This window comes from Actinoplanes subtropicus, from assembly GCF_000721705.1.
Classification (GTDB): domain Bacteria; phylum Actinomycetota; class Actinomycetes; order Mycobacteriales; family Micromonosporaceae; genus Actinoplanes; species Actinoplanes subtropicus.
In genome coordinates, this window is the sequence record NZ_JOJL01000037.1 from 1 (window position 1) to 15,532 (window position 15,532).

General features: G+C 71.1%; 19 protein-coding genes. 11 read left to right on the forward strand and 8 right to left on the reverse strand.

Annotated features, from left to right (window positions below; genetic code table 11):
• Positions 1-267 precede the first annotated feature (267 nt).
• On the forward strand, positions 268-852 hold the full coding sequence (locus IH26_RS0140690) for a hypothetical protein (protein ID WP_030441628.1): 585 nt from the start codon (positions 268-270) through the stop codon (positions 850-852).
• 68 nt (positions 853-920) lie between these two features.
• Positions 921-1,838 carry an SDR family NAD(P)-dependent oxidoreductase gene (locus IH26_RS0140695; protein ID WP_030441629.1) on the forward strand — a complete coding sequence of 306 codons (918 nt, stop codon included), beginning with the start codon at positions 921-923 and terminating at the stop codon, positions 1,836-1,838.
• Positions 1,839-1,885: 47 nt separating this feature from the next.
• Here the strand turns inward: IH26_RS0140695 and IH26_RS0140700 are convergent, their stop codons facing one another.
• The 4 genes from IH26_RS0140700 to trxA all read right to left on the reverse strand — a co-directional run bounded on the left by IH26_RS0140700 (position 1,886) and on the right by trxA (position 5,364).
• On the reverse strand, positions 1,886-2,404 hold the full coding sequence (locus IH26_RS0140700; protein WP_030441630.1) for a DUF4190 domain-containing protein: 519 nt from the start codon (positions 2,402-2,404) through the stop codon (positions 1,886-1,888).
• Between the two features lie 98 nt (positions 2,405-2,502).
• Positions 2,503-2,910 carry a CoA-binding protein gene (locus tag IH26_RS0140705; protein ID WP_030441631.1) on the reverse strand — a complete coding sequence of 136 codons (408 nt, stop codon included), beginning with the start codon at positions 2,908-2,910 and terminating at the stop codon, positions 2,503-2,505.
• Positions 2,911-2,950: 40 nt separating this feature from the next.
• A complete protein-coding gene (locus IH26_RS0140710; protein ID WP_030441632.1) occupies positions 2,951-4,885 on the reverse strand; it encodes an intein-containing Rv2578c family radical SAM protein in 1,935 nt (644 codons plus the stop codon).
• A gap of 116 nt (positions 4,886-5,001) precedes the next feature.
• Positions 5,002-5,364 carry a thioredoxin gene (gene trxA, locus IH26_RS0140715; protein WP_030441633.1) on the reverse strand — a complete coding sequence of 121 codons (363 nt, stop codon included), beginning with the start codon at positions 5,362-5,364 and terminating at the stop codon, positions 5,002-5,004.
• Between the two features lie 424 nt (positions 5,365-5,788).
• On the opposite strand from trxA, the gene IH26_RS0140720 reads away from it, so the two are divergent.
• From IH26_RS0140720 to IH26_RS0140750, 7 genes are all read left to right on the forward strand, one after another.
• Complete coding sequence (locus IH26_RS0140720) at positions 5,789-6,421, forward strand: TrmH family RNA methyltransferase (RefSeq protein ID WP_030441634.1); 633 nt, start codon at positions 5,789-5,791, stop codon at positions 6,419-6,421.
• Between the two features lie 53 nt (positions 6,422-6,474).
• A complete protein-coding gene (locus IH26_RS0140725) occupies positions 6,475-7,155 on the forward strand; it encodes a DUF6758 family protein (protein WP_342668346.1) in 681 nt (226 codons plus the stop codon).
• A 131-nt stretch (positions 7,156-7,286) separates the two neighbouring features.
• Entirely contained in the window at positions 7,287-7,445 is a 159-nt protein-coding gene (locus IH26_RS61650) for a hypothetical protein (RefSeq protein ID WP_169789893.1), read from the forward strand.
• 9 nt (positions 7,446-7,454) lie between these two features.
• Positions 7,455-8,306 (forward strand): PH domain-containing protein, encoded by an 852-nt coding sequence (locus tag IH26_RS0140735; protein ID WP_030441636.1) that lies wholly within the window; start codon positions 7,455-7,457, stop codon positions 8,304-8,306.
• A 238-nt stretch (positions 8,307-8,544) separates the two neighbouring features.
• A complete protein-coding gene (locus IH26_RS0140740) occupies positions 8,545-9,399 on the forward strand; it encodes a PHP domain-containing protein (protein WP_030441637.1) in 855 nt (284 codons plus the stop codon).
• A 25-nt stretch (positions 9,400-9,424) separates the two neighbouring features.
• On the forward strand, positions 9,425-10,039 hold the full coding sequence (locus tag IH26_RS0140745; RefSeq protein ID WP_030441638.1) for a MarC family protein: 615 nt from the start codon (positions 9,425-9,427) through the stop codon (positions 10,037-10,039).
• An 88-nt stretch (positions 10,040-10,127) separates the two neighbouring features.
• Entirely contained in the window at positions 10,128-10,940 is an 813-nt protein-coding gene (locus IH26_RS0140750; protein WP_245665911.1) for a RecB family exonuclease, read from the forward strand.
• Between the two features lie 272 nt (positions 10,941-11,212).
• Here the strand turns inward: IH26_RS0140750 and IH26_RS0140755 are convergent, their stop codons facing one another.
• Together IH26_RS0140755 and IH26_RS0140760 are read right to left on the reverse strand one after the other, a co-directional pair.
• The gene (locus IH26_RS0140755; RefSeq protein ID WP_030441640.1) at positions 11,213-12,073 is read right to left on the reverse strand and encodes an oxygenase MpaB family protein; all 861 of its coding nucleotides are present in this window, start codon (positions 12,071-12,073) and stop codon (positions 11,213-11,215) included.
• A 65-nt stretch (positions 12,074-12,138) separates the two neighbouring features.
• Complete coding sequence (locus tag IH26_RS0140760; protein ID WP_030441641.1) at positions 12,139-12,573, reverse strand: Fur family transcriptional regulator; 435 nt, start codon at positions 12,571-12,573, stop codon at positions 12,139-12,141.
• 191 nt (positions 12,574-12,764) lie between these two features.
• On the opposite strand from IH26_RS0140760, the gene IH26_RS0140765 reads away from it, so the two are divergent.
• Positions 12,765-13,235: a DUF2231 domain-containing protein gene (locus IH26_RS0140765; RefSeq protein ID WP_030441642.1), complete on the forward strand. Its 471-nt coding sequence runs from the start codon at positions 12,765-12,767 to the stop codon at positions 13,233-13,235.
• A gap of 343 nt (positions 13,236-13,578) precedes the next feature.
• Here IH26_RS0140765 and IH26_RS0140770 read toward each other — a convergent pair whose 3' ends face one another.
• Positions 13,579-13,902 carry a hypothetical protein gene (locus IH26_RS0140770; RefSeq protein ID WP_030441643.1) on the reverse strand — a complete coding sequence of 108 codons (324 nt, stop codon included), beginning with the start codon at positions 13,900-13,902 and terminating at the stop codon, positions 13,579-13,581.
• Between the two features lie 63 nt (positions 13,903-13,965).
• Between IH26_RS0140770 and IH26_RS61660 the strand changes: the two genes are divergently transcribed.
• Positions 13,966-14,142 (forward strand): hypothetical protein, encoded by a 177-nt coding sequence (locus IH26_RS61660; RefSeq protein WP_169789894.1) that lies wholly within the window; start codon positions 13,966-13,968, stop codon positions 14,140-14,142.
• 1,024 nt (positions 14,143-15,166) lie between these two features.
• Here the strand turns inward: IH26_RS61660 and IH26_RS0140780 are convergent.
• On the reverse strand, positions 15,167-15,523 hold the full coding sequence (locus IH26_RS0140780; RefSeq protein WP_030441644.1) for an FmdB family zinc ribbon protein: 357 nt from the start codon (positions 15,521-15,523) through the stop codon (positions 15,167-15,169).
• Between the last annotated feature and the right edge of the window lie 9 nt (positions 15,524-15,532).

Consider the following 15,532-nt stretch of genomic DNA (forward strand, 5'->3'; position numbering starts at 1 on the left):
GTCCTCCTCGATGGGTACTGGGACACCAAGCCCGCTCATCCCACCAGGGAGGACGTTCCTTGATCTCAAGCCCCTAATCCTTCGAGGTCTTTCTACGCGTCCGCCTGCCTGCCCACCGGGCCGGAGGCCGGGAACGGCCCGGTGTTGCAGGTAGCCGGTCCGCTGCGGCGGGGACTGCGGTTTGTGCGGTTGGGGCGTTGCTCGCCTCGTACGTCCGCATGGTTTTGGTCGTTGAGCGGAGGGGAGCGTGGTAGAGAGGGGGACGCGATGCGGGTCGGGGTCGCGCTGGGAGTGCTGCTCATGATCGGTGGGTGTGGCCAGGTGGGGGACAAGGTCGACGAGCCGGGGCTGACCGGGGAGTGGAGCACGGCCGGGTGTGCGGTGCCGCGGACGCCGGCCGGGCTGGATGCGGTGATCGACCGGATCGAGGCCACCGGGAAGAGTGAGTTTGCCGCGAGCTTTGCCGGGATCGAGATCGATCAGGCGCGGGTACGGGCGATCGTCTACCGGGTGCCGTCGGCGGCGTTCGACGACTTCGTGCGGAACGCGGCCGAGGACGCGTGCGTGGTGGTCCGGGACGCCGCTCACTCCACCGAGGACCTCGCGGCCTGGCACGACCGGGTGCTGGCCGATCTGCCGTTTTGGACGCATCGCGGGGTGCGGATCGTGAGCATCGGCGCCCGGCACGACGGCACGGGGGTCGAGATCGGCGTGCGCGAGGTCGAGGTGGCGCGGCGCGAACTGCTGGCCCGCTACGGCGACCGGGCGCCGCTGATCTTCGTGCCGTCCGATCCGGTACGGCCGCTGCCCGTTCCGACCAGCCGGATCGCGCCGCCGCCCCGGGGAGCCTGACGAGTCCGGCGGTGCGCCACATGGGTGCGATGTTTGCCCCGGCCGACGGAAGGGGGAAGGATCGCGCCATGGTCTTCGACGCCCGCTCAGCAAGCGGAAGCCGTTCCCGGCGCGACGCCACCCGACCCGCCGCCGGTCGCCGCCCTCGTACCGGTGCGGCCGATGCCGCTTCCGCTTCGTCCGACGAGGAGCCGGTCGAGGCGTCCGAACCCGGGGAGGCGCCCGTGACGCTTCGTCTCGACGGCAAGGTCGCGCTGGTCACCGGGGCGGGCAGCCCCGACGGCATCGGCTATGCGACCGCCCGCCGGCTCCGCGACCTCGGCGCCCGGGTCGCGATCGTCTCCACCACGCGGCGCATCCACGATCGGGCCGCCGAGCTGGGTGTCACCGGCTTCGTCGCGGACCTGACCGACGAGGCCGAGGTGGGCGCCCTCGCCGACGCGATCACCGACCAGCTCGGCGACGTCGAGGTGCTGGTCAACAACGCCGGCCTGGCGAGCCGGGCGAGTCCCGAGGTGCTGCGGCCGGTCGCCCAGCTCACCTACGACGAGTGGAAAGCCGAGATCGACCGCAATTTGAGTACGGCGTTCCTGTGCAGCCGGGCGTTCCAGGGTGCGATGGCCGAGCGCGGCTGGGGCCGGATCGTGAATCTCGCGGCCACCGCCGGCCCGGTGAACGCGCTGCCCACCGAGGCGGCCTACGCGGCGGCCAAGGCCGGTGTGGTGGGGCTGACCAGGGCGCTGGCGATGGAGCTGGTCGCCGACGGCGTGAACGTCAACTGCGTGGCGCCCGGGACGATCTACACGGCCGCGTCCACGGTCACCGAGATCAAGCAGGGCCTGGGTACGCCGATCGGACGGCCGGGCACGCCGGACGAGGTGGCGGCGGCGATCGCGTTCCTCTGCTCGCCGGCGGCGTCCTACATCACCGGCCAGATGTTGGTCGTGGACGGTGGCAACAGCGTGCGGGAGGCCGAGTTCCGCTGAGTCTCAGGGCCGGCCGGCCGGCGGCTGGTCCGGCCGGCCCCTGATCACTACGTGCCTGTGTGCGTCGCGGCGCCACCGACGACGGCGATCACCACGATCAGGTAGATGGCGCAGGCCACCAGGCCGAGGCCGGTGAGGATGTAGCCCAGCACCAGGCCGGCGGTGGCCAGGCCCTCGCCCTGCTCGCCGCTCTGCCGGATCTGCTTCTTGGCGATGTGGCCCATCACGATCGCGGCCGGCGCGAAGACGAACGCGAACACCAGCGCCAGGATCGCGAGGGTGTTGGTGGCGGCCACCGGCGCGTAGCCGAGGGCGCCGTAGCCCGCAGCCCCGTAGCCGGGGGTGCCGTAGCCGGGGGCGCTGTAGCCATAGCCCTGCGGCTGCTGCTGGTAGGCCGCCGGCTGGTCGTAGGGCTGCCCGGTGGTCGGCTGCCCATACGGCTGGCCGCTCGCCGGGGGCTGACCGTAGGGCTGCCCGCTGGACGGCGCGTTCGGGTCGTAGGGCTGACCGTACGGCTGCTGCGGCTGATATGGGTCCGGCGTGCCGCCGGGGGGCGGATAAGTCATCAGGTCCTCCTCGTTCCCCGGCACCGTACCGGCAGCCGGCGAGGCGCGGACACGTCCGGCGCGCACATCCCGGGAAGCGACGCCTATCGGACTCCCGGTCAGGGCAGTTTTGTCAGGCCGCCGACCGCTCGCTCGACGGCGAGGCAGCGGTCCTCGACGTAGTCGATGCCGGCCTCCTCGGCGAGCCGCCGCGCCTCGGCCGACACGATGCCGCTCTGCAGCCACACTGCTGGCGCCTTGATCGCGATCGCCTGCCGCACCACCTCGACCGCGTCACGGGCCGGCCGGAAGATGTCGACCAGGTCGACCGGCTCCCCGATGTCGGCCAGCGTCGGCACCGTCTTGACGCCGAAGACCTCGTCGACGAACGGGTTGACCGGGATGATCCGCCAGCCGTGCCGCAGCATCTGCTGCGGGACGGTATGCGCGGGCTTGAACGGGTCACGCGAAGCCCCGACCACGGCGATGACGTTGGCCTCCGACAGGATCTGCTGTGCACTTCTCATGTCATCGACTGTAGTTATCGACCGTAGTTACCGGCTCCTCTCACAGCAGCGTCAGTTGCTTGGGCTCGGGCTGGTCGCTCCCGCGTGCCGGGCCGACATCGCGGGCCTGGACCGGGTCGGGGCGGTGCAGACCGTGCCGGCGCGCCGCCATCCGCACCCGGGCGCCGATCTCGGCCTGGTAGGTCTCGGGCAGGTAGGAGCCGTCGCCGTAGAGCTCGCGGTAGCGCGGGGCCAGCGCCGGGTGGGTGCGGGTGAGCCAGGCCGCATACCACTCCCGGGCGCCGCGCCGCAGGTGCAGCGGGATCGGGCTGACCCCGGCGGCGCCCGCCGCGGCGATGGCGGCCACCGTCTCGTCGATCGACTCGTCGGTGTCGGTGAGGCCGGGCAGGACCGGCGCCATCAGCACGCTCACCGCGAAGCCGGCGTCGGTCAGCCGGCGCACCACCTCGAGCCGCCGGCGCGGGCTGGGGGTACCCGACTCGACCGAGCGCCAGATCGACTCGTCGACGAAGCCGACCGAGACCGCCAGCCCGACCCGGGTCACCTCGGCGGCCTGCTTGAGCAGGTCGAGGTCGCGCAGGATCAGCGTGCCCTTGGTCAGGATCGAGAACGGGTTGGCGTGGTCGCGCAGCGCGGCCAGGATTTCCGGCATCAAGCGATACCGGCCCTCGGCGCGCTGGTAGACATCCACATTCGTGCCCATCGCGATCGGGGCGCCGGACCAGCGCGGCGCGGCCAGCTCCCGGCGGATCAGCTCGCCCGCGTTGACCTTGACGACGATCTTGGTGTCGAAGTCGTGGCCGGCGTCGAGATCGAGATACGTATGGGTGTGCCGGGCGAAGCAGTTGTGGCTGACCACCCCGTCGGCGATGAAGTCGCTGGTGCCGGTGGTGATGTCGTAGAGCGGGAGGGTGAGCCCGAGATCCTCGATGTCGGCCACCGCGAGCTCGCGGCTGCTGCGCACGCCCACGCCGGAGGCATCGAGCCGGGCGCCGTCGACGCCGGTGAGGTGCCGGAAGCGCAGGGCGGCCCACAGGTCACGGTCGATCTCGACGGTGCCGGCGGCGCCCGGCCGGGTGGTGACCGGCGCCCGGCTCGGCAGGCCGAGCCGGGTGAGCGCGTCGGTGACCCGGCGGAGGAACATCTGGTCGGCGCAGGTGAAGGTGACGGCGAGCCGGTCGGCCCGGCCGGTCGAGCCGAACGCGCCGGCCAGGAAGCCGCGATACCACCCCGGGGTGGGCTGCTCGGGCCAGCGCAGGGCCTCGTGCAGCGGGAGGTCTTCCAGATAGCCGTCGGCGCGGACCCATGCGTCGCCCTCACGGCCGCTGTGGCCACCCATAGCCGCGTCGCCGCGGATCAGGCCGCAGAGGAAGCCGGCCTGATATTCCGGCGTCTCCTTGGGCGGCTCGGCGAAGTGGCCGACGCCGAACATCAGGTCGCCGACCGCTAGCGCGGGCTGGTGTGGCTCGGCCGGGCTGACATGCCGCCAGCCGCGGTCGGTCAGGAAGCGGTGATCGCCGCTGGCGACCAGCCGGGTGCCGTCGGCCAGGGTGACGCGGAAGGCGGGTTTCCGCGTCGTCCAGTGGTCGAGGACGGTGGTCGGCACATACCGCCGGCAGGCGCCGGCGCCCATCGTGCCCATGATGGCGTCGCCCGGGCGCAGCTCGGCGAGGGGGCGGGTGGTGCCGTCAGCCATCAGGATCGGGGTGTCGCCGGCCAGGCAATACGAGCAGGCGTGCGAACAGCCGCGATAGGGATTGACGGTCCACTCGAAGGGGACCCGGGACTGGCCCGGCACCCGGTTGATCAGGCTTTTCGCCCGGATCTCGTAGAACGTCATGCCGGCGAAGCCGGGAGTCTCGAAGGTGCGGACCGTGGCGCCGGGCAGCGCCAGCGGCAGGGGTGGAGCCGCCGGCGCTGCCCTGTCCAGGAGCGAGTCGCCGTCGTGGGGAGCCGACAGGTTGGACCATCGCATGGCGATGATTCGAACACATGTTCGATCTCGTTGTCCACTCGGTTGCGGCGTGTCGCCCGAGATGGCGAAACGGCCCGCGGACCGGGCCGGTCCGCGGGCCTGGGGCTATGCCCGGGTCAGTGGCTGTGCGCCGCGAGCTGCTTGCGGACGTCGTCCATGTCGAGCTTCTCGACCTGCTCGATCAGGTTCTCCAGCGCCGACTCGGGGAGCGCGCCGGGCTGCGAGAAGACGATGACGCCGTCCCGGATCGCCATGATGGTCGGGATCGAGCGGATGTCGAACTTGGCCGCGATCGCCTGCTCGGCCTCGGTGTCGACCTTGCCGAAGGTGATCTCGGTGTGCTTCTCCGAGGAGCGCTCGTAGGTCGGCGCGAAGCGCACACACGGGCCGCACCAGCTTGCCCAGAAGTCGACCAGGACGATGCCGTCCCTGTTGGTGACCTCGTCGAAGTTCTCAGCGGTCAACGCAACCGTCGCCATGATGTCTCCAGTCCGCGGGAAAATTGGCTTGCGTGCCTTGAAACCTCTCGTCCCCCTTCGCCATTCCCGTTCCCGGGCGGCGAACACGTGTCCTGCGGCACGATTTCGGAACGCGGTGTGGGCCTCAGGCCACCCATCGTAACGATAAGTAGGGAGAGCGCTCTCATTTCCGGAGCACGTTGTGACCCCGGTTTTGCAGCGAGAATCACTCCCCGTTTCCGGCGCACCGGCGCTGGCCTGCGTCACCGGCCGTACCAGTGAAAATAGTTAATAAACCTAAATGTGACTTGCCTCACATCTGAAAGACCTTCACATAGATACGGACGGTAAGGCAGACTGGCGGACATCAGAGCGTGGGCGGCGGGTGCCGGGGAGGGCCCCGCCGCTCATTGCGTCTCCACCCGTCTGGGTAGCGTATCCGCACATGATTGCCGGTGAGGACGAGTCGCTGCAGGTGGGCGTCGGGCCCTGGGTGGGAGCGTGGCCATCCGATCCGCGGTACGACCCGGAATTGCTCGCGCAGGGTGACCGCCGCAATGTCGTGGACCGTTACCGGTATTGGCGCCGCGAGGCCGTCGTCGCCGATCTGGACACCCGCCGGCACGACTTCCACGTCGCGATCGAGAACTGGCAGCACGACCTCAACATCGGGACCGTGGTGCGCAACGCCAACGCGTTCCTCGCCGCCGAGGTGCACATCGTCGGGCTGCGCAAGTGGAACCGGCGCGGCGCCATGGTCACCGATCGCTACCAGCACGTCCGGCACCACCCGACCATCGACGAGTTCGTGGCCTGGGCGGCCGGTCTCGATCTCCCGGTGATCGGGATCGACAACCTGCCCGGCTCGCGCCCGATGGAGACCGTCACCCTGCCCCGCCGGTGCGTGCTGCTCTTCGGTCAGGAGGGCCCGGGGCTCTCGGCCACCGCCCGCGCCGCGTGCAGCCAATTGTTCTCGATCGCCCAGTATGGGTCGACCCGGTCGATCAACGCGGGCGTGGCCAGCGGCATCGCGATGCACGCCTGGGTTCGCGCGCACGCCGGACCCCCGCCGGAGTGATTCCCCGGGTTCTGCGGATCCGCTTGACGAGGGCTCCCCCGACCCGCACGGTTATGTGTGTGGGTGTCACGGTGAGTTGCCCCAGGTGCGGTGCGCACGTCCGGAAGCCGGATCTGATGCACAGCGACTGGCGCTGTGACAACTGCGGCGACGTTCCGCCCTTCCATGTGGCCGAGCACATCAGCGCCGAGATCGTCGAGAGCATGCTGCGCCAGCGCACCCCGCGGTCGGAGAAGGTGCCGTTCTGGTGCCCGTGGCCGCTGCCGGCCGGCTGGATGGTGACCGGTGTCGGCTGGGCGGGTGACGACCGGATGGGTGTCCGCGCGAGCGCGCTCTCCTGCAGCGGCCCGGAGCCCCTCGGCGGCGGACCGGCCGATGTGGTCCTGATCGCCGAACTTCCGGGCGTCGGCCTGGGCACCCGTTTTGCCGGAATTCCCGGCATCGACCCCGGCTATTTGATCAGCGAGGCGCTCGCCGAACCCCACGGACATGCCGGCCCGCATGCCAAGATCAAAGCGGCCGGTCACCCCACTCCACTGTGGTGCGTCAAGTCCCCGGAGGATCGAAGCGCTTACGTGAGTGAGGCAAAAGGAATGTGGCTCTATGCGGTAGCGTGGCCGGCAAGCGCGGGCTACTTCCTCGCGGAGCATGTCGTCCTGCACGACCTCTCCGAGGGGGTGCCGCCCGAGCTTGTGTACGGAGCGCCGTCGCCGTACCTGCACGGCCGTGCCTGAAAATTGAGGCCTGACCTGCGGATACGGTATAGGCTTTTCGGTCACATTGTTCACACCGAGCGACGAAGCTGATACCGTCAGTACTGCCGCGGCGCTGACCGTCACCCGCACCCACAGGAGAAGGCCCCGCCATGATCAAGAAGGTTCTCACCTGGCTTGGTGTCGCGTTTTTGATCTTTTTCATCGCCTTCAACCCGAACTCGGCGGCGGATGTCTTCGCCTCCCTCGGAGGGACGATCGCCGATATTGCTCGGGGATTCGGCCAGTTCTTCACGAACCTCGTCGCTTAGCATCTGTACATGGGTGGTCCTACTGAGCCGCACGAGCCTCGAGGCGAGGGTGCCGGGCGCCCTCGGGATGACGACCCGAGCTTCGGCTACGAAGATTCGGCGTACGAGGATCCCGACGCCCCGCGCCGGCGGCGGCCCTATTCGGAGGGTCCCGGGTTCTCGCCCGACGCCGGCTTCAGCCCCGACGCCGGCTACGACGGTGACGTGGGCTACGCGACCGACGCCGGTGAGTATGAGGCGCCGAATTTCACCCCCGAGGAGCTCGCCGGTCTAGGCCCCGAGGGCGGTGGCGGCGGCCCGCGCCGGGTGCTGCCGCTCGAGGACGAGCCGACCACCCTGGTCGCGCGCTATCTCTTCCCGACCGAGCGCTACCGCGGCGAGTGGAAACGGCACTGGATCCACCTCTCCACCCCGCTGCTGATCGGCGCCGGCGCCACCCTGCTGCTCGGCTACCTGGCCGGCTTCCTCACCCGGCAGCACATCGACGGCCTGGTCACGGTCGCGGTGCTGATCTGGCTCGGTGTGGTCGGCTGGGTCGCGTGGCGGGTCTTCGACTGGTATTTCGACCGGTTCATCCTGACCAACAAGCGGGTGATGGTGGTCAACGGCATCGTCACCCGGCGGGTGGCGATGATGCCACTCCTGCGGGTGACCGACATGAAGTACGAGCAGTCCGCGCTGGGCCGCATGCTCAGCTACGGCACGTTCGTGCTCGAGTCGGCCGGGCAGGACCAGGCGCTCCGCGAGGTCAAGCACCTGCCCAACCCGAACGAGCTGTACCTGCGGGTGGTCGAGGAGATGTACGAGCCGCAGGCGGTCGAGGCCCGGCTGGGCAAGGACGGCGACGGCGACGACGCCTGACCGGGCGGTCCGCCTGTGATGCTGGGCCGGCCTGTGACGCCGGGCCGGCCTGTGACGCCGGGCCGGCCTGTGACGCCGGGCCGGCCTGTGACGCCGGGCCGGCCTGTGACGCCGAGCCGGCCTGTGACGCCGGGCCGGCCTGTGACGCCGGGCCGGCCTGTGACGCCGGGCCGGCCTGTGATGAAGGGATCTCGCATCCGTGCGGTCGAGCGTTGTACCCGGTAGGTAGCGTTTTCGGGTGACCAGAATCGACCTGCACTGCCATTCGACCGCCAGCGACGGCACCCTCACCCCCGCGCAACTGGTCACCGCGGGCGGGCAGATAGGTCTCGACGTCATGGCGATCACCGACCACGACACCACCGGCGGGTGGGCCGAGGCCGCGGCGGCGCGGCCGGAGGGCCTGCGCCTGGTGCGCGGGGCCGAGCTGTCCTGCCGCTGGTTCGGCGGCGAACAGTGGCCGATCGCGCTGCACCTGCTGGCGTACCTCTTCGACCCGGCCGAGCCGCGGCTGGCCGCCGACCTGAGCGCCCTGCGCCGCGACCGCGAGCAGCGCGCCGAGAAGATCGTGAACAAGCTGCGGGCCGATGGGGTGCCGATCAGCTGGGACGAGGTGTGGGGCTATGCGGCCGGGGGTTCGGTCGGGCGGCCGCACATCGCGCAGGCGCTGATCCGGGCGGGCCTGGTGCGTACCACCGATGAGGCCTTCGCGTCGCGCTGGCTGGGCTCGCGATACTTCGTACCGAAAGCTGATCTTGATGTTTTCGAAGCCGTTCGATCGGTACGAGCGGCGGGCGGGGTGCCGGTCTTCGCGCACCCCCGAGCGACGGTACGCGGACGGGTCGTGCCCGACCGGCTGATCGCCGATCTCGCCGACGCCGGCCTCTTCGGACTCGAGGCCGACCACGAGGACCACACGCCCGAGGAACGGGCGCACGTGCGGGCGCTTGCCGAGGGGCTCGGGCTGGTCGTCACCGGCTCGTCGGACTTCCACGGCACCCACAAGAAGGTCCAGCTAGGAGCGTTCACCACCGCTCCCGAGGCGTACGAGAAGATCGTCTCGGCGGCGACCGGAGTGCCGGTGCTGGGGTGACGCCGTCTGCACCTACCTTGATCGGGTGAATCTCAAGCTGCTCGGCGAGGTCTACGTGACCTTGCTGGTCATTGTCGACCCGCCCGGCATGGTGCCGGTGTTCCTGGCGCTCACCGGCACGATGCCGGCCCGGGCCCGGATGAAGGCGGGCACCCAGGCGGTGCTGCTCGCCCTCGGGGTCATCGTCGGCTTCGCGGTCGCGGGGCAGACCCTGCTCGACTACCTGCACGTCCAGCTGCCCGCGCTGCGGGCGGCCGGCGGCCTGCTGCTCGTGCTGGTCGCGTTGCAGCTGCTCACCGGCAAGACCGACGAGCCGGCCGAGCAGGGCGGCACCAGCAACGTGGCGCTCGTGCCGATCGGCACGCCGCTGCTGGCCGGGCCGGGCGCGATCGTCACCACCATGCTGTTCGTCCGGCGGGCGCATGGGCCCACCGATTATCTCGTGATCGGGGTCGGCATCCTGCTCGTGATGCTCACCGTCTGGGTGGTTCTGCGGTTCTCCGACGTGATCGTCAAACTGCTCCGCCCGGCCGGCATCGAGGTGCTGACCCGCATCGCCGGCCTGCTGCTGGCCGCGATCGCGGTCCAGCTGATCGCCGACGCGATCAACGAGTTCGTACGGGGGTACACCGCCGCCTGAGTTTTTTGTCGGAGGGTGCTGGCAGGATTACCGCGTGGCCTTCACCAGATCCGCCCGCGCGGTCCCCGAGCAGCTCGGCTTCGACGGCATGCCCGAGCGGCTGTTCGTCTGCACCCCGAGCAAGCTGGGCACGTTCATCGACTGTCCAAGGCGGTATCGGTATTCCTACGTCGACCGTCCGACCCCGCCCAAGGGGCCGCCATGGGCGCACAATTCGCTGGGCGCGAGCGTCCATACCGCGCTGAAGAATTGGTATGCGCTGCCGGCCGGCCGACGCACGCCGGTGGCGCTGGCCGGCCTGCTGCGGCCGACCTGGGTGCGCGAGGGCTATCGCGACGTCGACCAGGAGCGGGCCGCCTATCAGACGGCGCAGGGCTGGCTGGAGTCCTATGCGGCCTCGCTCGACCCGGCTGAGGAGCCGCTCGGCGTCGAGCGGGTGGTGGCGACGAAGACGTCGGTGCTCGCCTTCAACGGGCGCGCCGACCGCATCGACGACCGCGGCGGCGAGGCGGTGATCGTCGACTACAAGACCGGGCGCACCGGGCTCGACGCCGACGACGCGCGGGGGTCGCAGGCGCTCGCGCTGTATGCGTGGGCCGCCCAGCGGGTGTTCCGCCGGCCGTGTCACCGGGTCGAGCTGCACCATCTGCCGACCGGGACGGTGGCGGCGCACGAGCACACCGACGAGTCGCTGGCCCGGCAGGTGCGCCGGGCGGAGGAGACGGCGCGGGACATCATGGTCGCGGAAAAGGCGGTGGCCGGCGGCGCCGACGCGGATGCGGAGTTCCCGACCAATCCGGGCTCGCTGTGCGGGTGGTGCGACTTCCGGAAGGCGTGCCCGGCCGGCCAGGAGCTCCCGGCCAAGGAGTCATGGGCGGCGGTGGAGCATTTGGGCAGCTGACCTCGCCGGGCCGTCAGCCGGCAGCCGCTGAGCCGGCTTGAAGCCCGGTCGCCCGCCGCGGCTTGGGTTGGGGCGGCCCGCTCAGGCTGGGGCGGCCCGCTCAGGCTTGGGCGGCCCGCTCGGGCTCGGGCGGCGGCGGCGCGTGCTCGGGCTCGGGCGGCGGCGCGTGCTCGGGCTCGGGCGGCGGCGCGTGCTCGGGCTCGGGCGGCGGCGCGTGCTCGGGCTCGGGCGGCGGCGCGTGCTCGGGCTAGGCTCGCGCGGCGGCGGCGCGCTCAGGCTCGCGCGGCGGCGGCTCGGGCCAGGGCTGCTTCGCGCATCGGGGCGACGCGCAGGCTTCGGGGGATCGTGGCGAGCACCGAGGAGAGGAGCAGGCGCAGGCCTCGGGCGGACAGGTCGGCGGTCAGGTCGGTGGTGGGCCAGCCGAGGCCGCCGTACATGCGGCGCGCCCAGGGCGGGAGCATCGCGACGGCGGTGGCGGCGATGCCGAAGTAGGCCCAGCGGGTCGGGCCCAGCGTGAGCCCGAGCCGGAAGGCGCGGCTGCCCCAGCTCTGCGGCACCGGGGGCACGGTCAGGAACATCGCCGTCTCGATGCCGTCCCGGGTCAGGCTCAGCCGGGACTGCATCTCCTCGTAGTAGGCGCTCACCTCGGCCGCCGTCGCCGGCACGGTCGCCGGGTCGACGCCCATCAGCTCGGCCGCCTTCAGCTGCTCGGAGTAGTAGCGGTCGACCTCCGCCGGGCTCAGCCGTACGCCGGCGCGGGTCGCCGTGGTGAGGAACGACTCGACCTCGGCCACGTGCACCCAGCGCAGCAGCTCCGGCTCGTCGATGCGGAACCGCTCGCCGGTGCGCGGGTCGACGGCGGTCATCCGCGAGTGCCGGCGGCGCACCCGGCTCGCGGCCCGTTCCGCCTCCTCGGTGGTGCCGTAGATCACGGTGCCGACATACGCCGACGTACGGGTCAGGCGGCCCCACGGGTCGTTGCGGTACCCCGAATTCTGCGTGACACCGGCGACCGCCTTGGGGTGCAGGGCCTGCAGATAGAGCGAGCGCAGCCCGCCGAGCATCAGAATCGGCTCGCTGTGCAGCCGCCAGGTGACGGAGTCCGGCCCGAACAGCCCCAAGTCCCCACTCATGCGGTCAAGGTTGCCACGGAAACGGGGAAACTTGAACTTGTTCAGAAACGGCGACCCGCTCGGGTCTAGAGTGCCGCCTCGGCCAGCCGGCGCGCCTGGCAATCGGGGCAGAGACCCCAGAAGGTGACCTCGGCCTCGTCCAGCACGAAGCCCTGAGCATCATTCGGGCTCAGGCAGGGGCGCTCGCCGACCGCGCAGTCGACATCGGCGATCGCGCCGCAGCCCCGGCAGACGATGTGGTGATGGTTGTCACCGACCCGGGACTCGTAGCGGGCGGGGCTGCCGGCCGGCTCGATCCGGCGGGCCAGCCCGGCCCGGCTGAGCGCGCCCAGCACGTCATAGACGGCCTGCGTGGACACCGAGTCGAGGCGGGTGCGAGCCTTCTGGGCGATGTCTTCGACCTCGAGGTGGCCCCCCTCGGTGAGCACCTCGAGCACGGCGAGGCGCGGCCGGGTGACCCGGAGGCCGTGCGCGCGCAGCAGATCTTCGCCGGTGGACATCCGTCCATGAGAGCACGGCCAAGAGCGAAACCCCAACCCATGATCTTGCCGTACGCCCCATTCTGGTGGGACATCACAAGATCGGCCGATCGGTGAACCGGATCGGACCGCCGGGCGTAGGCGGGTACAGCGGATGTTTGCGCCGTCAGACACTTCTAAGCTGACGGTCCCCACATGATCGAGGAGGCGTCTTGTTCGACCAGATCAACGGCCTGCCCGTGCACGCGCTTGTCGTGCACACGGCGGTCGTCTTCGTCCCGCTCCTGGCCTTGGGCGCCATCGTGTACGCGCTCGTCGGCCCCTGGCGGCCGAGGATCGGCTGGGCCGTCCTGCTCCTCGGGATCATCGCGCCGATCTGCACCTTCGTGGCCAAGGAGTCCGGCGAGAAGCTGTACGACCGGCTCGCACCGAACATGCCGGCGGCCGGCCGGAAGCTGCTCGACGAGCACTCCAACTTCGCCAGCAGCACTTTCCTCTGGACGTTCGGGCTGGGCGTGGTCACCATCGTGACGGTCGTCCTGACCAGCCGCGGCAAGAGCTCCCTGCCCAAGATCGGACAGTGGGTCCTGTCGGCGGCCATGGTCGTGCTGGCCGTGATCGCGGGCTACTACGTCTACCGCACGGGCGACTCGGGCGCGAAGGCCGTGTGGGGCTCGAACTGAGAATCAACGCCGGGCCGGCCGCGGCGGGTCGGCCGGCCCGGTAACTCAGACAAGGGACGGCGTCGTCTGGGCGGCGCCGGGCTGATTGGGCGCGCTGTCGAACGGGCGCATTGCTTGGCAAGCGCGCTGCTCAACGGGCGGTGCCGCTCGACACGACGCTGGCCCGGCGCGGTGTTGCGGGCGGGGCGTGGTGTTGCGGGCGGGGCGTGGTGTTGCGGGCGGGGCGTGGTGTTGCGGGCGGGGCGCGGTGTTGCGGGCGGGGCGCGGTGTTGCGGGCGGGGCACGGTGTTGCGGGCAGGGCTTGGTTATTGCGGCACGGCTAGGTGCTGCGGGCTGGGCGGGCTCAGAAGATCGCGCGGGCGCAGAGCAGGCAGATCAGGATCAGCGCGATCGCGCCGGCGACCAGGCCGACGCCGTACGTGACGGTGCGGGCCGAGCCCTCGGCGTCGTCGAGCGCATCCATATCCTGTGGGGGCAGCGCGCGCGGCGGCGGGGGCTGGGAGATCGTCGGCGGCCGCCAGTCGGGCGGGGGCGGGTCGGTGCGTGGCGGGCCCTGATAGCCGGGGGCTCGGGCGGGCGGCGTGACCGGCGGCGGGGCGGGCGGGGTGAATGCCGGATCGGGGCGCTGCCAGTACGCGTCGTCCGGGACGCCGGTGGGGGAACTCACGTTCACCGACGGTACAGCCGAAGGGGGAAGACGGCCGCAGCGGCGCGGCCTACCCTCGAAGCCGTGGACATCCTGGATGAGCCTGAGCGCGACAACGACGCCGAACGCGAGGTCGACTTCGAGTCCGAGGAGGCGGTGGTGCTGCCCGACCAGACCCGTGACGACACCGAGCGGGGTTGGGGCGAGCGCGGCGACACCAACGACGAGCGGCTCTGGGAGGACCGCCCGCCGCACTGGTGATCGGCTCACCCGCCCGGCACACGGCTGGGCGGGCGAAACCCGCTACACGCGGCCGGAGGAGCCCGGCCGAGGCGCGCGGAGCGAGGCCCGACGGTGGCGCGGCGGAGCGAGGCCCGACGGTGGCGCGGCGGAGCGAGGCCCGACGGTGGCGCGGCGGAGCGAGGCCGGGCCGGATCAGGATGGCGAAGCCGTGAGCGGGCTGGGCCACGGCGCGCTGGGCTTCGGTGGGGGACACGGCCAGCAGTAGACCGCCGGCTGTTGGGTCGCCGGCGCCGGTGACGCGTAGGACCAGGGCGGATGCCGCGACGGCGGTGGAGGCACCGGTCTCGTCGAGGCGTAGCAGGTCGACTCGGTTCCCTGGGTGGACCAGGCTCAGAGCGGTCGGATCGGCCAACCGGACAGGCACGCCGACACTGCCCGGCGGCACTACGCCGGTGGTCGCCGGCGAGGAAGCTGCCGACATGGCGGCCGCGGACGAAAAGGGCGCCACGACAGCGAAGGAAGCTGACGCTGTGCCGGAGGGCGCCCTGGCGCCGCACTTGTTGGTGGGGGACCACGACTTTGTGGGAGACCACGACGTCACGGCGGCGGTAGCCAGCAGTGCCCCGGCCGCTGACAGGCGCAGCAGCGTGCCGCGGGACGGCCGGCGACGGCGCACGGGATCGAGGCGCCGATCGCCGCGGGGGCGGCGTGCGGTCTCGCGAGCCGCGGGTGGGGGCGACCCGAAGTAGGGGTCGTCGGGCCTGCCCATGATCCGGTCCCTCCGTCTGCCGTGACGCCGTGGTCGTGGCGCCGGCGGTGACGTTAGGCCGGTTCGGAGATCGTTCGCTCGCGCCCTGTGGATGACCGCGAGCTGTGGATAACCCGCCGGGACGGCGACGACTGTGCTAGGGCCACAAAGACGCGCTAGGGCCACAAAGGACGCGCTAGGGCCACAAAGACGCCTTAGGGCCACGAAGAACGCGCTAGGGCCACGAAGACGCGCGTCAGGCCGTGGGCCTGACGCGCGCGAGGAGCCGAAGGATCAGGAAGCGGCGGCAGCCGGCGTCGACGACGAAGACGACGAAGACGACGAAGAGGTCGACGACGAAGCGGACGACGAGGTCGAAGAGGTCGACGACGAGGAGTCCGACGACGAAGAGGACGAGGTCGATTCGGACTTCTTGGTGTCCGCGCCGTTCGGCTTTTCCGCGTTCACACCGCCCGAACGGGAGTCGTTGCGGTAGAAGCCGGAGCCCTTGAAGACGATGCCGACCGAGTTGAAGACCTTGCGCAGCTTGCCGTGGCAGTTCGGGCACTCGGTGAGCGCCGCGTCGGAGAACGACTGGACCGCCTCGAGCTGGTGACCGCACTCGGTGCAGGCGTACTGGTAGGTGGGCACGGCTCCTCC

What these genes read in the sequence shown, in the direction of transcription:
- IH26_RS0140690 (WP_030441628.1), top strand. Translation starts at nt 268, where the DNA reads ATGCGGGTCGGGGTCGCGCTGGGAGTGCTGCTCATGATCGGTGGGTGT.
- IH26_RS0140695 (WP_030441629.1), top strand. Translation starts at nt 921, where the DNA reads ATGGTCTTCGACGCCCGCTCAGCAAGCGGAAGCCGTTCCCGGCGCGAC.
- IH26_RS0140700 (WP_030441630.1), bottom strand. Translation starts at nt 2,404, where the DNA reads ATGACTTATCCGCCCCCCGGCGGCACGCCGGACCCATATCAGCCGCAG.
- IH26_RS0140705 (WP_030441631.1), bottom strand. Translation starts at nt 2,910, where the DNA reads ATGAGAAGTGCACAGCAGATCCTGTCGGAGGCCAACGTCATCGCCGTG.
- IH26_RS0140710 (WP_030441632.1), bottom strand. Translation starts at nt 4,885, where the DNA reads ATGCGATGGTCCAACCTGTCGGCTCCCCACGACGGCGACTCGCTCCTG.
- trxA (WP_030441633.1), bottom strand. Translation starts at nt 5,364, where the DNA reads ATGGCGACGGTTGCGTTGACCGCTGAGAACTTCGACGAGGTCACCAAC.
- IH26_RS0140720 (WP_030441634.1), top strand. Translation starts at nt 5,789, where the DNA reads ATGATTGCCGGTGAGGACGAGTCGCTGCAGGTGGGCGTCGGGCCCTGG.
- IH26_RS0140725 (WP_342668346.1), top strand. Translation starts at nt 6,475, where the DNA reads ATGTGTGTGGGTGTCACGGTGAGTTGCCCCAGGTGCGGTGCGCACGTC.
- IH26_RS61650 (WP_169789893.1), top strand. Translation starts at nt 7,287, where the DNA reads ATGATCAAGAAGGTTCTCACCTGGCTTGGTGTCGCGTTTTTGATCTTT.
- IH26_RS0140735 (WP_030441636.1), top strand. Translation starts at nt 7,455, where the DNA reads ATGGGTGGTCCTACTGAGCCGCACGAGCCTCGAGGCGAGGGTGCCGGG.
- IH26_RS0140750 (WP_245665911.1), top strand. Translation starts at nt 10,128, where the DNA reads ATGCCCGAGCGGCTGTTCGTCTGCACCCCGAGCAAGCTGGGCACGTTC.
- IH26_RS0140755 (WP_030441640.1), bottom strand. Translation starts at nt 12,073, where the DNA reads ATGAGTGGGGACTTGGGGCTGTTCGGGCCGGACTCCGTCACCTGGCGG.
- IH26_RS0140760 (WP_030441641.1), bottom strand. Translation starts at nt 12,573, where the DNA reads ATGTCCACCGGCGAAGATCTGCTGCGCGCGCACGGCCTCCGGGTCACC.